This window comes from Brucella anthropi (genome assembly GCF_046630315.1).
Classification (GTDB): Bacteria; Pseudomonadota; Alphaproteobacteria; order Rhizobiales; family Rhizobiaceae; genus Brucella; species Brucella anthropi_A.
Genome location: NZ_LQBD01000017.1, coordinates 1 through 13,380 on the forward strand (window position 1 = coordinate 1; position 13,380 = coordinate 13,380).

Here is a 13,380-nt window from a genome sequence, read left to right on the forward strand (position 1 = left end):
AGCCGCGCTCGGTAATCTGCGCGACAGCATCGCGCTTGAACTCGTCACTGAAATTGCCAGACCCCATCATGGCCTCCTTGCCTCAAAAATAGGGAAGAAAGCGTCCACAAATCTAGGGGCTATTCAGAGCGACATATGTGCACGGAGATGATGATATTCGAGTACCGGAGTGCAAAGCACCCGACATACACGGGCACCGGAACTTGAAACAATTGCCATTTGCAGCCACCCAGGGTGACTAGCAGGGCATGCTCTTAGACGACAGAAACTTTTACCGGGCCACAGGACTGCCTGACCTGCAAATATGTTTCACTGACGATCCGCCGGGGCTCTCCTTTTGGATTTGCCAAACGGGACAGGAGCAAGTTGGCAGCATTCTGACCAACCGTTACAGGCCGGGTTGAAACAGAACTCAGGCGCGGACGCGTTGCTTCGGCATCGCTTACATCATCGAAGCCGACCAAAGAGAAATCCTCACCCACTTTTCTTCCGCAATCATAAAGACCTGCCGAGAGGCCCAGCGCAATCACATCATTGAAGCAGATTGCGGCTGTCGGCTCACGGCCATCCTCAAACAGAAGCGGAGCCGCCCTTGCGATTTCCGGCATCGTATGCGGCAGGCGAACAATCAATGCGGGGTCAAGACCCTGCCGTTGCATCGCATCGCGAAAACCTTCAATACGCTCGCGATATGCCGAATGAATGGGCCCGTGCACAGCGAATGCGATCGTCTTGTGCCCAAGCGTTGCCAGATGATTGACCGCCTGTCGCATGCCGCCCGCGTAATCCACGCCTGCATAGTCAATGCGGTCTGTCACATGGCGCAACACCTGCACCACCGGCAAACCCCAGTCGGCGATCTGCTCGATGGTTTCCGCTGGTGTTTCGGCCGTCAGTGAGACGATCACACCGTCAACACCGTGCTCGCGCATGCGCTGCATCAGGGTGCTCTGATTGGCAAAGTTTTCATGACTGTTGGCGAGAAGCACCACCATGCCCGCTTCACCCACGACACTGTCTATACCTGAAAGCAATTCGCCATAGAACGGATTGCCGAGCGTCGGCACGATAATGCCAACCGTATTCGACCGCTCCACCCGCAGGCTGGCGGCCCCCATATTGTAGACGTAACCCAGTTCATGCAGGGCCTTTTCCACCTTCTCACGTGTGGCCGCCCCCACCAGCGGACTTTTGCGAATGACCAGTGAAGCCGTTGCACGCGAAACATTTGCATGGCGCGCCACATCCAGAAGGGTAACGCGACTTTTCTTGCGATCGTCACTCGGCATAAATTCACCTGTCAGCAAGCGGGCAATGCGCAATAGGGTTGCGGTGGAAATTCGGTCGACCACCGATCAGATTCGAAGGGCTTATAATCGGTTCAGACCTGTGCATTGGTCAATCCGCTGGATAGGGAGCCTCCAATTATCGCGGGAGAATGCCGCTTCAAGGCATTTTCGCCCCCCTGATTATTCACATGTTCTCCCCACGATTATCACTTACCTTTCGTTTTTTTTCATTTTGAATGCTACCGTTTTCGGATTTATTCTGCCATTGGAGGAATCGAAGGTTGATCCTTCGCAAAAAATTGCATTCATATAAGTGCAATGAATATATCGCAGATGTCGGGACTTTGAGACCAACATGAAGAAGCTCAAATGTTCACGCAATCTCACATTCGAGGAGGAAACATGCTTATCCGTCTGATTACGACTTCGGCGCTGACAAGCGCCCTCGCCCTCACCATCGGTTCGCAGGCATTCGCCCAGACGGAACTGGCGTGGTGGCACGGCATGACCGGTGCCAACAACGAAATGGTCAACGAGCTTTCGAAAGAGTTCAACGAAAGCCAGAGCGAATACAAGATCGTTCCCGTCTATAAGGGAACCTACCCGGAAACGCTGAATGCTGGCATTGCCGCGTTCCGTTCCAAGCAGCCTCCCGCAATCCTTCAGGTATTTGATGCCGGTAGCGGCGTCATGATGGCAGCCGAAGGCGCCATCGTTCCCGCCGCCGAGGTGCTGGAAAAGGGCGGCTACAAGTTCGACAAGTCGCAATATTTGCCGGGCATCGTGGCTTATTATTCCAAGCCGGATGGCACCATGCTGTCCTTCCCGTACAATTCCTCGTCGCCGATCCTTTATTACAACAAGGACGCCTTCAAGAAGGCCGGTCTAGATGAAAACAATCCGCCAAAAACCTGGCCGGAAGTTTTCGAAGCCGCCAAGAAGATCAAATCCAGCGGCGCCGCACCATGCGGTTTCACATCCACATGGCTAACCTGGATCCAGACTGAAAACTTCGCTGCCTGGAACAACGTTCCCTATGGCACGAACGAAAACGGTCTTGGCGGCACGGATGTAAAGCTTGAAATCAATTCACCGCTTTACATTCAGCACTTTCAGTCGATCGCCGATCTCGCCAAGGACGGTACGTTCCGCTACGGCGGGCGCACCTCCGAAGCCAAGCAGCTCTTCACCTCCGGGGAATGCGCCATGCTGACGGAATCCTCCGGCGGTCTGGGCGACGTTGTGAAGTCGGGCATCAATTACGGCATCGGCCAGTTGCCTTACTATGAAGGCCATGGCCCACAGAACACGATCCCCGGCGGCGCAGCTCTCTGGGTCTTTGCCGGCCTGAGCGACGAACAGTACAAGGGCATTGCAGAGTTCTTCAATTTCCTTTCGCAGACCAAAATCCAGGTCAAGCTGCATGAAAAATCCGGTTATCTGCCGGTAACGCTTGCGGCTTATGAGGAAACCAAGAAATCGGACTTCTATGACAAGAATCCGGGTCGCGAAACACCGATCCTGCAAATGATGGGCAAGGCTCCCACCGAAAATTCGAAGGGTGTTCGTCTCGTCAACCTGCCGCAGGTGCGCGATATTCTGAACGAAGAATTCGAAGCCATGCTTGGTGGCAAGCAAGATGCGAAAACCGCGCTTGAAAATGGCGTCAAGCGCGCTAACGACGCGATTGCCGCCGCACAGTAATCGATAATATTGACGCAGCGCCGCCTGCCGCCCTGGCAGGCGGCCTTGTTGCCCCACGAGGAAGCTCCCCGTGCAGAAAGTTACCTTTCCGAATAAAATCTTGCCTTACTTCCTGCTGGCCCCGCAGATCATCTTGACTGTGGTGTTTTTCTTCTGGCCAGCCAGTCAGGCAATTTATCAATCCTTCATGCGTGAAGACGCATTCGGCCTCAAATCCACCTTTGTGGGGCTGGCGAACTTTACCGCCGTTCTATCGGACCCGAACTATCTGCATTCCGTTAGAGTAACGATTGTCTTCAATATTCTGACCGCCCTGCTTGCCATGGGTGCAGCGCTTTTGCTTGCAACAGCGGCGGATCGTGTTATCCGCGGCAAGACTTTCTATCGTACCCTTCTGATCTGGCCATATGCCGTGGCGCCCGCCGTTGCAGGCATGCTGTGGCTCTTCATGTTCAACCCGGCGATGGGCACTTTTGCCTATATTCTGCGTCGCAACGGCATTGCATGGGACCCTCTTCTTGATGGAAATCAGGCTATGGGCCTGGTCGTCGTTGCGGCCGCATGGAAACAGATTTCTTATAATTTTCTGTTTTTTGTCGCGGGCTTACAGGCGATCCCCAAGTCTTTGATCGAAGCGGCGGCGATCGATGGCGCGCGCGGAGCGCGGAGATTCTGGACAATCGTGTTTCCCCTGCTCGCACCAACTTCGTTCTTCCTGCTGGTTGTGAATACGGTTTACGCCTTCTTCGATACGTTCGGCATCATCCATGCCGTGACAGGCGGGGGGCCGGCCAAAGCGACCGAGACGCTGGTCTACAAAGTTTACAATGACGGCTTCGTCAATCTCAATCTGGGATCGTCTTCAGCCCAGTCGGTCATTCTGATGGCAATCGTGATTGCTTTGACCGCGTTCCAGTTCCGCTTCGTCGAGAAGCGCGTGCATTATTCGTGAGTGAGGCGACAATGATAGAAAAACGCCCAGTCTCAAACCTGATCGGCCATCTGATCCTGATCCTCGGCATCATTATTGTCGCCTTTCCGATCTATTATACATTCGTCGCGTCAACAATGACGTCGACACAGATCATTCGTCCGCCCATCTCGCTGTTGCCCGGCGACCATTTCGTCGAAAACTACGGCGAGGCAATCTTCGGTGGTGTGGAACGCGTTGTCGGCGTCAGCCTCGAACGGCTGCTCTGGAACTCCTTCGTCGTTGCCATGGCGATTGCCGTCGGCAAGATCATCATTTCCTTCATGTCCGCCTTCGCGATCGTGTTTTTCCGCTTTCCGATGCGCATGTTCTTCTTCTGGATGATCTTCGTCACGCTGATGCTGCCCGTGGAAGTGCGCATCCTGCCAACCTACAAGGTGATCGTCGATCTCGGCATGATCGACACTTACGCAGGCCTCACCCTGCCCTTGATGGCATCGGCGACAGCAACCTTCCTGTTCCGTCAGTTCTTTCTCACCATTCCGGGTGAACTGGTGGAAGCAGCGCGCATCGACAATGCGGGGCCGTTCCGCTTCATGCGCGATATCCTGCTGCCGCTTTCCAAGACGAATATCGCAGCGCTCTTCGTCATTCTCTTCATCTACGGATGGACCCAGTATCTGTGGCCCCTTCTCGTCACCAATGACGCCAAGATGAATACGATCATCATCGGCCTGCGCCGCATGGTCGATTGGGCCGATGCGTCCACGCCCTGGAACTACGTCATGGTCACGGCCATCCTGGCCATCATCCCGCCGATTCTCGTGGTGGTGCTGATGCAGCGCTGGTTCGTCAAAGGTCTCGTTGAAACGGAAAAGTAATGAGCAAAATCGTTCTTGATAACGTCCGCAAGAGCTATGGCGGCAATATCGAAGTCATCAAAGGTGTTTCGCTTGCGATTGAGGATGGCGAATTCGTCGTGCTGGTCGGTCCGTCCGGCTGCGGCAAGTCCACGCTGCTGCGCATGATCGCTGGTCTGGAAAGCATCACATCCGGCACCATTTCCATCGGCGACCGCGTGGTCAACGACGTCGAGCCCGCCGAGCGCGACATCGCCATGGTATTCCAGAACTATGCGCTCTATCCGCATATGACTGTGCGGGATAATCTCGCCTATGGCCTGAAAAACCGTAAGACGCCAAAGGATGAAATCGAACGCCGCATCGCCAAGGCGGCGAAGGCGCTTGAGATTGAACAGTTTCTGGAGCGTAAACCCCGCCAGCTTTCCGGCGGCCAGCGCCAACGCGTCGCCATGGGCCGCGCCATTGTGCGCGAACCGGCGGCTTTCCTCTTCGATGAGCCGCTTTCCAACCTCGACGCAAAACTGCGTGTGCAGATGCGCGTGGAAATCAAGCGCCTGCAACGGTCACTCGGCACCACCAGCGTCTATGTCACCCACGACCAGATGGAAGCCATGACCATGGCCGACCGTCTGGTGGTGCTGAATGCCGGTCATATCGAGCAGGTCGGCACGCCGATCGAGCTTTATGAAAAGCCCGCCTCCACCTTCGTGGCAACCTTCATCGGTTCGCCCTCGATGAACCTGCTCCAGAGCACGGACACCACCGTCTGGCAGCCGGGCAGCGCGGTCACGCTTCCATCCGGCGGCTACACTTTCGGCGTGCGCCCGGAAGATATCCGCATTCTGGAGGAAGGCGATCAGGATGCCGACGGTTTCAACGCGCAAGCGCGCATCGAGGCGGTCGAGCTCGTCGGCGCGGAAAGCTATATCCACGCCGCCCTCAGCGACGGAAAACCGCTGATCTTCCGTGTCGCGGGCCGCTCCACGCACAGTATCGACGGCATGGTCCGTGTTGGCGCATCCGCCAAGGACGTGCATATTTTCGGCGCGGATGGACGCCGCATAAACAATTGATTTTGAAGGAACGGTTGCGCCCCGAACAAGGGCGCAACCGTTGTTCATGCACCACGTGCAGGCATATGCGTGCATTGCAATAATCGATTTCTGTTTTGATTTTTATCGGCTACACAGAGACGGAATAATTTTCCATTCTTGAGGATATCCCGATAGATGACGCATCAGCAGATACTCTCCTTCGCAGTGATCATACTCATGATGGGGGCGTTTATCTGGGGCAAGTTCCGTTATGATGTCGTGGCGCTTTGCGCCCTTCTTCTTGCCATTGCCGTCGGCGTCGTTCCCTTCGATCATGCTTTTTCCGGTTTCAGCGATGACATTGTCATCATTGTAGGCAGCGCATTGGTGGTCAGCGCGGGGGTGGCGCGCTCTGGCCTCATGCAGGCGGCCGTTCAGCGTTTTTTGCCGGAATTGAACAGCGTGCGGATGCAGCTTGCCGTTCTTGTGGCCGTCGTTACCGTTCTCTCCGCCTTTGTTAAAAATGTCGGCGCGCTGGCAATCATGATTCCGGTTGCCTTCCAGTTCGCGCGCCGCTCCAATGTTTCACCCTCGACCTTTCTCATGCCCATGGCTTTCGGCGCACTCCTTGGCGGGCTGATGACACAGGTGGGCACATCGCCCAATATCGTCGTTTCGCGTATTCGCGGCGAAATGGTGGGCGAACCCTTCACCATGTTCGACTTTACACCGGTCGGGGCGGTTCTTTCGGTCGTCGGCCTGATCTATCTCGTGCTGTTTTACTGGCTCGTTCCACAGCGTACCCGCGAAAATATATCGCTGAACGAAGCGATCAAGATCAAGAATTACGCGTCTGAAGCGCGGATCACCAAAACCTCCACCATGATCGGCAAGCGCGTGACCGATCTCATCAAGGCGGCTGAAGGTGAAGCGATGGTGACGTCCATCATACGCAACGACCAGCGGTTGACGCCGCTTCCCGACACGATGCTGAACGAGGGGGATGTCATCCTTCTCGAAGGCGACCCCAAGGCGCTCGATGCGATCATAAGTGCTGGAAAACTGACCCTGTCCGAAAACCGTAACCCGTCCGAGACTAGCGGCTCCACCGACATTGAGGTCGTGGAAGCCGTCATCGGCAAGAATTCACGTCTCGTCGGCCTTACGGCACAGCGGCTTGACCTTTATGCGCGCTATGATGTCAATCTTCTGGCAGTCAGCCGGCCAGATGAACGCATCACCGAGCGCTTGAGCGAAGTCATTCTGCGCTTCGGCGACGTCGTCGTGCTGCAAGGCAGGCAAGCCAATCTTTCCAGCTTCCTGCCGGAGTTCGAATTGCTGCCGCTCGCCCGTCGCAAGCTGATGCTCGGCAGCGTTCGACGTGGATTGATCCCCCTTGCCATTCTGATTGCAGCCATCGGGGCAACGGCATTAAGCCTGATACCGGTCGCGGTGGCGTTCTTTGCCGCCGCCGTTGCCATGCTGGTGTTCAAGGTGATCCCTCTCAACGAGGTCTATGACGAAATCGACGGCCCGATTCTGGTCATGTTGGCTGCCCTCATTCCGGTCTCGGATGCGTTGAGAACAACCGGCGGAACGGATCTCATTGCGGAAGGGCTTGCGACCATCGGCCATCAGTTGCCACCCGCCGGAGCTTTGGCGCTCATTCTGGTGGCGGCGATGATGGTGACACCGTTTCTCAACAACGCCGCGACGGTGCTCGTCATGGCTCCCATTGCGACAAGCTTTGCTGCTGGTCTTGGTTTCAGGCCGGAAGCCTTTCTCATGGCCGTAGCCATTGGCGCGGGATGCGATTTCCTCACGCCCATCGGCCATCAGTGCAATACGCTGGTCATGGGCCCCGGCGGTTACAAATTCAGCGACTATCCGCGTCTGGGGTTGCCGTTATCGATCATCATAGCGATTGTAACGGTTCCGACCCTGATGTTCTTCTGGCCTTTGAAATAGCGCTAAACTGCGACGGAGCGTATCCATTCGACGCTGTCGGAGACGATCTTCTCCACAGGCTCGGCAATATCCGCACGGAACACCAGCGGTTCTCCGACAGGACTTTCAAGTGTAGCAATCTGGCTTTCCAGCATCGTTAACGGCATGAAATGGCCAGTACGATGCCCCATATGTTCGCGCAGCACTTCAAAGCTGCCATCCAGAAAAACAAACATCACCGGAGCACCCGCAGCAGAGCGGAGCCGGTCACGATAGCTCTTCTTCAGTGCAGAACAGGAAACGACAATCCCGTCAGTCGAGGCAGCAAGACGTTCACCGATTTTATCGAGCCAGGGCCAGCGATCCTCATCCTGCAAGGGTATGCCCGCAGACATCTTATCGACATTGGATTTGGGATGCAGGCTGTCACCTTCTAGAAATGGAAGAGCCAGCGCATCCGCTATCTTCTCACCGACGGTCGATTTTCCTGAACCTGAAACACCCATCACGATAATACGTAGCATCAAACCCTCATACACTCGCCGTCATGCCGCCATCGACATGCAGGACCTGTCCATTGACAAAAGAGGAAGCATCGCTGCTCAGAAACACCGCAGCGCCCACCAACTCTTCCACATCGCCCCAACGGCCTGCCGGTGTTCGTTTTTCCAGCCATTCCGCAAACTCTGGGTTATCAACCAATGCCTGATTCAGCGGCGTCTTGAAATAGCCGGGGGCAATCGCATTAACCTGTAAACCGTGTCGGGCCCAATCGGTAGCCATACCGCGCGTCAAATTGCGAACAGCTCCTTTTGTTGCGGTATAAGGCGCGATGGAAGGCCGGGCCAGTTCACTTTGAACCGAAGCGATGTTGATTATCTTGCCACGCCCTCGCGCGATCATGTAGCGGGCAGCCGCCTGCCCAACATAGAAAGCGCTGGAAATATTCGTTTCCAGAAGCTGTTGCCATTTCTCGATCGGGAAGTCTTCCAGCGGAGCGCGATACTGCATTCCGGCATTATTGACCAGAATATCGAGTGGCCCGATCTCCTCTTCGATCGCATCGACAGCCGCACGCACGTCTTCAGCATCCGTCACATCGAAGACCGATGCAAAGACGGTATGGCCCTCATCTTCCAAGAGCGCGATCGCCGCATCCATCTTGGTCCGGTCACGCCCGTTGATGATGACTGTCGCGCCATGTTCCGCAAGCCCTCGAGCCAATGCGAAACCGATCCCCTGGCTGGCCCCGGTAATCAGGGCAATACGCCCCGTCAGGCTGAACAGTTCAACAGAAGACGTCATCAGAAAGTTTCCAGTTTGAGGCCGACGCGGTCTGCCGCATGCACAATATGGTGACGCATCACCTCACGGGCGCGCAATGGATCGCGCGAGGAAACGGCATCTCTGATTGCCGTGTGCTCATCGATGGTGATCTCGACAATCTGCTCAAGCACGGCACGCGCGCGCGCCGCATTGATCGCCTGATTGATGCGCTCGGCGATGAAACCAAGAACCAAGGGAAAATATTCATTATGCGTTGCAGTCGCGAGCGCACGGTGAAACGCCAGATCCGCGGCAATACCGGTCTCCGTCCATTTTTTTGAACCGCTCATTTCCGCAAGCGCGTCGTTCAGGTGCATCATGTCCTTTTCATCATGATGCACGGCGGCCAGTCCTGCTGCTTCTATCTCCAGCGCCATTCGCAACTGGAACAGGCTACGGAAACTGTCGCGATTGGCAAGGGTTTCCGGTTCTATGCGCAGCGCATGCCGCCTGTCGGGTTCCGTTACGAAAGCACCAACCCCTTGCCGGGTTTCAACCAATCCCTCATTGCGCAGCTGGGCTATCGCTTCGCGCACAACCGAGCGGCTGACACCGAAACTTTGCGCGAGATTGTGTTCTGTCGGCAGCTTTTGCCCCGGCAAAAGACTGCCCTCGCCGATCTGCCGCGTAATTTCGGAAGCAATGCGTCCGGGAAGCTGCTCATTGCGCCTGATTTCACCAAACAAAATGATAAAGTCTCCCTGATTGTCCATGCGATTTGGTGTGTCGTCAGCCTTTTCAAGAGTCAAGCGAAAGCTGGCAGCCGGGATTCATGATATTGCCGGGATCAATGACCTGCTTGAGGCCTTCAAGCAGTTTTCGCCGTGCAGGGTCGATGCGCTTCTCGAAATCCTCCCTCTTCAGGCGACCTATACCATGCTCAGCGCTGATGCTGCCCGCATAACGATCCAGAACAGCATTGATTGTCTCCTTGGCAAGCTTGATCTTCTTGTCTTTCAAGACGATATCGAGATCGCTTTCGGGAATGACATTGAGATGCACATTGCCATCGCCAACATGCCCATAAGAAACGGCGAGACAATCGGGAAGGACCCTGGCCAACTCCCTTTCAGCTTCCGCAACGAACGGCGCCAGTTTTGAAAGCGGGACTGATATGTCCGTGCGCAGGTGTTTGCCACGCAGCGCCTGGCCCTCGTTCATGGCCTCGCGGAACATCCAGAGATTTTGACCTTGCGCGCGCGAGGACGCGATTGTCCCGTCAAGAACGAGACCGTCTTCCATCGCGCCTTCAAGAAACTTTTCCATCAAGGACGCCATATCAACCAGTCCCGATCCTGAAATCTCCATCAGGACATAGGCCGGATATTGTCCAAGCGGCATGGCCAGATCAGGCATAGCCTCTTGCGCCAGGGAAAAAGCCACGGGCGGCATGAACTCAAAAGCAGACATCAGGTCACAACATTGCACGCGCGCACGCCGATAAAGGGCAATCGCATCATCGAGCGAGTTCAGTCCCAACAAGGCGGTTTCCACCTTATCCGGCAAAGGCATCAACTTGATTGCAACGCCGGTCACTATTCCAAGAATACCTTCCGCGCCGATAAAAACTTGTTTCACATCAATGCCGCGATTGTCTTTCCGCAATGTTGAAAGACCATTGAATAGTGTACCGTCAGGCAACACGACCTCCAATCCCAAGACCAGATCGCGGGTCATGCCATAACGCAATACATTGACGCCTCCGGCATTGGTGCTGACATTTCCACCAATGCGGCAGCTGCCCTGCGCACCGAGGGTTAAGGGGAAAAACATTCCTTCGTCCGCCAGTCTGTCTTTCAGTTCGGAAAGTATGCAGCCAGCATCGACAACCGCTGAAAAATCATCAGGATCGATCTTGCGAATACCGTTCATCCGATCGAGGCTAAGAATAGCGAGATTATCGCGCCCATCAGGTACGCCGCCTTGCACAAGACCGGTATTTCCACCTTGTGGAATGATGGACAGTCCCAGCGAGGCACAGGCTTTAACCGCAGCCGAAACATCTGCCGTCGAGCGCGGGCGGATTATTGCAACCGCCATATTCTCCACGTCTCCCGCCCAGTCGCGGCAATAGCCGAGCATGTCGCTTCGCTCGGTCATAACCAGATCGTTCCCCAAAAGAGCAACAAGATCAGCTTGCTTGTTCCCAGTCATATCCCCCGAACCGTGCATGGTATCCTCTTGACTTACTGATGCGCTACAGGCTGGCGCGGACGCGCGAAAGCGTTGGAAATGCTCCGGCTGTCCGCTTCATTCCTGTGGCAAGATGCAGAAAACTGTTTTCAACGCTTACATATAAGGTTATCAGACAACCCTACAACATAAATCTGGTGGGAGACTGGATAAGTGTTGTTATGGTGGCCGAAACGGCGCATCCAAGCGCAGCCGGCTGCAAGACAGGGAGGAGGCTTCAACATGCATATCGCAATCATCGGCGCCGCTGGCATGGTCGGGCGCAAGCTAACGCAACGTCTCTCAAATGACGGTCGCCTCGGCCGGAAATCCGTTGAAAAACTTACTCTTATCGATATCGTAGCAGCGGAACCTCCAATCGGCTTTGCAGGATCGGTCGATACTCTGGCAGCGGATATATCCACCATGGAAACCGCTCAGAAGATCGTGTCAGGACGTCCCGATGTCATCTTTCACCTTGCTGCAATCGTGTCCGGCGAGGCGGAACTGGATTTCGATAAGGGGTATCGAATCAATCTGGACGGCACCCGTCATCTGTTCGACGCGATCAGGCTCGCGCACATGGCGGACGGTTATAAACCCCGCGTGGTCTTCACATCGTCCATCGCGGTTTTTGGCGCCCCGCTCCCCTACCCGATCCCCGATGAGTTTCACACGACCCCATTGACGAGTTACGGTACGCAGAAGGCCATCAGCGAACTTTTGCTGTCGGATTACACCCGGCGCGGCTTTTTTGACGGTATCGGGATTCGCCTGCCGACAATCTGCATACGCCCCGGCAAACCGAACAAGGCCGCATCCGGCTTTTTCTCCAACATATTGCGCGAACCGCTCTGCGGGCAGGAAGCCGTTTTGCCCGTTCCGGAAGATGTCAGGCACTGGCATGCTTCGCCGCGCTCAGCCGTCGGTTTTCTGATTCATGGCGCCACCATCGATACGGAAGCAGTCGGAGCGCGTCGCAATCTTTCCATGCCGGGTCTTAGTGCCACCGTAGGCGAACAGATCGAAGCATTGCGCCGTGTTGCCGGTGAAAAGGCCGCCGGCCTGATCCGACGCGAACCGGACGAAATGATTATGCGCATGGTCGCTGGCTGGGCTCCCGGTTTCGAAGCAAAACGCGCGCGGGCCCTTGGCTTCTCCGCAGAAACATCCTTTGATGAGATCATTCGTGTTCACATCGAAGATGAAATGGGAGGCAAGCTTTGACGCACAAGATCGCTTTTCTGGGAACCGGGCTGATGGGCACCCCCATGGCCGGGCGTCTTCTGGACGCAGGCTTTGACGTGACAGTCTGGAATCGGAATAGCGTCAAGTCCGCCCCCATTGCGGAAAAAGGCGCCAAACTTGCTCATTCTCCTGCCGAGGCAGTCGAGCAGGCTGATGTCATCATCACCATGCTGACCGACGGCCCGGCGGTTCGCGACGTGCTTTTCGAACAAGGGGGCGCCGCTGCTTTGAAAAAAGGCAGCACCGTCATCGACATGAGTTCCAATTCACCAGACTTCGCACGCGAGCATGCCGCGCGTTTGCAAGCCAAAGGCGTCAAACATATCGACGCTCCGGTTTCAGGCGGCGTCGTGGGCGCCCAGGAGGGCACGCTTGCCATCATGGCCGGCGGCGATGAAGCGGTTATTGAGAGCCTCGCCGATGTATTCAAACCAATGGGGCGCCTCACCCGCGTCGGCCCATCAGGTGCCGGTCAGCTGGCAAAACTCGCCAATCAGCAGATTGTAGCCGTAACCATCGGAGCCATTGCGGAGGCAATGGTACTCGTCGAAAAAGGCGGCGGGTCGCGCGCTGCATTCCGCGATGCCATTCGCGGCGGTTTTTGTGAAAGCCGTATTCTCGAACTGCACGGCAAACGGATGATTGACCGCAATTTTGCGCCGGGCGGCACATCGCGCATTCAGCTGAAGGACCTCAATTCAATCCTCAAGACGGCAGGCGACCTGTCTTTGAGCCTGCCGTTGACAGAAACCGTGCGCGAGGCCTTTGCCGCTTTCGTGGAAGAAGGCGGCGGCGAGCAAGATCATAGCGCCCTGCTCCTTCACCTCGAAAAGCGCAATGAGGGTGGAACGAGCTAATTCCCATCC

Annotated in this window: 12 protein-coding genes; 7 read left to right on the top strand and 5 right to left on the bottom strand. The window is 55.7% G+C overall.

Annotation, left to right across the window (positions count from 1 at the left end; translation table 11 throughout):
• Nucleotides 1-254: 254 nt before the first annotated feature.
• Entirely contained in the window at nucleotides 255-1,289 is a 1,035-nt protein-coding gene (locus AVM02_RS10985) for a LacI family DNA-binding transcriptional regulator (RefSeq protein WP_411507004.1), read from the bottom strand.
• Between the two features lie 402 nt (nucleotides 1,290-1,691).
• Here AVM02_RS10985 and ugpB point away from each other — a divergent pair, with 402 nt between their 5' ends.
• From ugpB to AVM02_RS11010, 5 genes are all read left to right on the top strand, one after another.
• Nucleotides 1,692-2,993: a sn-glycerol-3-phosphate ABC transporter substrate-binding protein UgpB gene (gene ugpB, locus AVM02_RS10990; RefSeq protein WP_411507005.1), complete on the top strand. Its 1,302-nt coding sequence runs from the start codon at nucleotides 1,692-1,694 to the stop codon at nucleotides 2,991-2,993.
• Nucleotides 2,994-3,063: 70 nt separating this feature from the next.
• Nucleotides 3,064-3,945, top strand: coding sequence for a sn-glycerol-3-phosphate ABC transporter permease UgpA (gene ugpA, locus AVM02_RS10995; RefSeq protein ID WP_411507006.1), 882 nt, complete (start codon nucleotides 3,064-3,066; stop codon nucleotides 3,943-3,945).
• A gap of 11 nt (nucleotides 3,946-3,956) precedes the next feature.
• Nucleotides 3,957-4,805 (top strand): sn-glycerol-3-phosphate ABC transporter permease UgpE, encoded by an 849-nt coding sequence (gene ugpE, locus AVM02_RS11000; protein ID WP_411507007.1) that lies wholly within the window; start codon nucleotides 3,957-3,959, stop codon nucleotides 4,803-4,805.
• Nucleotides 4,805-5,860, top strand: a complete 1,056-nt coding sequence (locus AVM02_RS11005; protein WP_411507008.1) for a sn-glycerol-3-phosphate import ATP-binding protein UgpC — start codon at nucleotides 4,805-4,807, stop codon at nucleotides 5,858-5,860. The genes ugpE and AVM02_RS11005 overlap by 1 nt, the downstream gene beginning before the upstream one ends.
• Nucleotides 5,861-6,016: 156 nt before the next feature.
• Complete coding sequence (locus AVM02_RS11010; RefSeq protein ID WP_411507009.1) at nucleotides 6,017-7,789, top strand: SLC13 family permease; 1,773 nt, start codon at nucleotides 6,017-6,019, stop codon at nucleotides 7,787-7,789.
• 2 nt (nucleotides 7,790-7,791) lie between these two features.
• Here AVM02_RS11010 and AVM02_RS11015 read toward each other — a convergent pair whose 3' ends face one another.
• The 4 genes from AVM02_RS11015 to AVM02_RS11030 are packed head-to-tail and all read right to left on the bottom strand — an operon-like array spanning nucleotide 7,792 to nucleotide 11,266.
• On the bottom strand, nucleotides 7,792-8,292 hold the full coding sequence (locus AVM02_RS11015) for a gluconokinase (RefSeq protein WP_411507010.1): 501 nt from the start codon (nucleotides 8,290-8,292) through the stop codon (nucleotides 7,792-7,794).
• A gap of 7 nt (nucleotides 8,293-8,299) precedes the next feature.
• Nucleotides 8,300-9,073 carry an SDR family oxidoreductase gene (locus AVM02_RS11020; RefSeq protein WP_411507011.1) on the bottom strand — a complete coding sequence of 258 codons (774 nt, stop codon included), beginning with the start codon at nucleotides 9,071-9,073 and terminating at the stop codon, nucleotides 8,300-8,302.
• Entirely contained in the window at nucleotides 9,073-9,780 is a 708-nt protein-coding gene (locus AVM02_RS11025) for a FadR/GntR family transcriptional regulator (protein ID WP_411507012.1), read from the bottom strand. Before AVM02_RS11025 ends, AVM02_RS11020 begins: the two co-directional genes overlap by 1 nt.
• Before the next feature lie 52 nt (nucleotides 9,781-9,832).
• The gene (locus tag AVM02_RS11030; RefSeq protein WP_411507013.1) at nucleotides 9,833-11,266 is read right to left on the bottom strand and encodes an FAD-binding oxidoreductase; all 1,434 of its coding nucleotides are present in this window, start codon (nucleotides 11,264-11,266) and stop codon (nucleotides 9,833-9,835) included.
• Between the two features lie 243 nt (nucleotides 11,267-11,509).
• Between AVM02_RS11030 and denD the strand changes: the two genes are divergently transcribed.
• Complete coding sequence (gene denD, locus AVM02_RS11035; RefSeq protein WP_411507014.1) at nucleotides 11,510-12,493, top strand: D-erythronate dehydrogenase; 984 nt, start codon at nucleotides 11,510-11,512, stop codon at nucleotides 12,491-12,493.
• A complete protein-coding gene (locus AVM02_RS11040; RefSeq protein ID WP_411507015.1) occupies nucleotides 12,490-13,371 on the top strand; it encodes an NAD(P)-dependent oxidoreductase in 882 nt (293 codons plus the stop codon). Before denD ends, AVM02_RS11040 begins: the two co-directional genes overlap by 4 nt.
• Nucleotides 13,372-13,380: the final 9 nt, after the last annotated feature.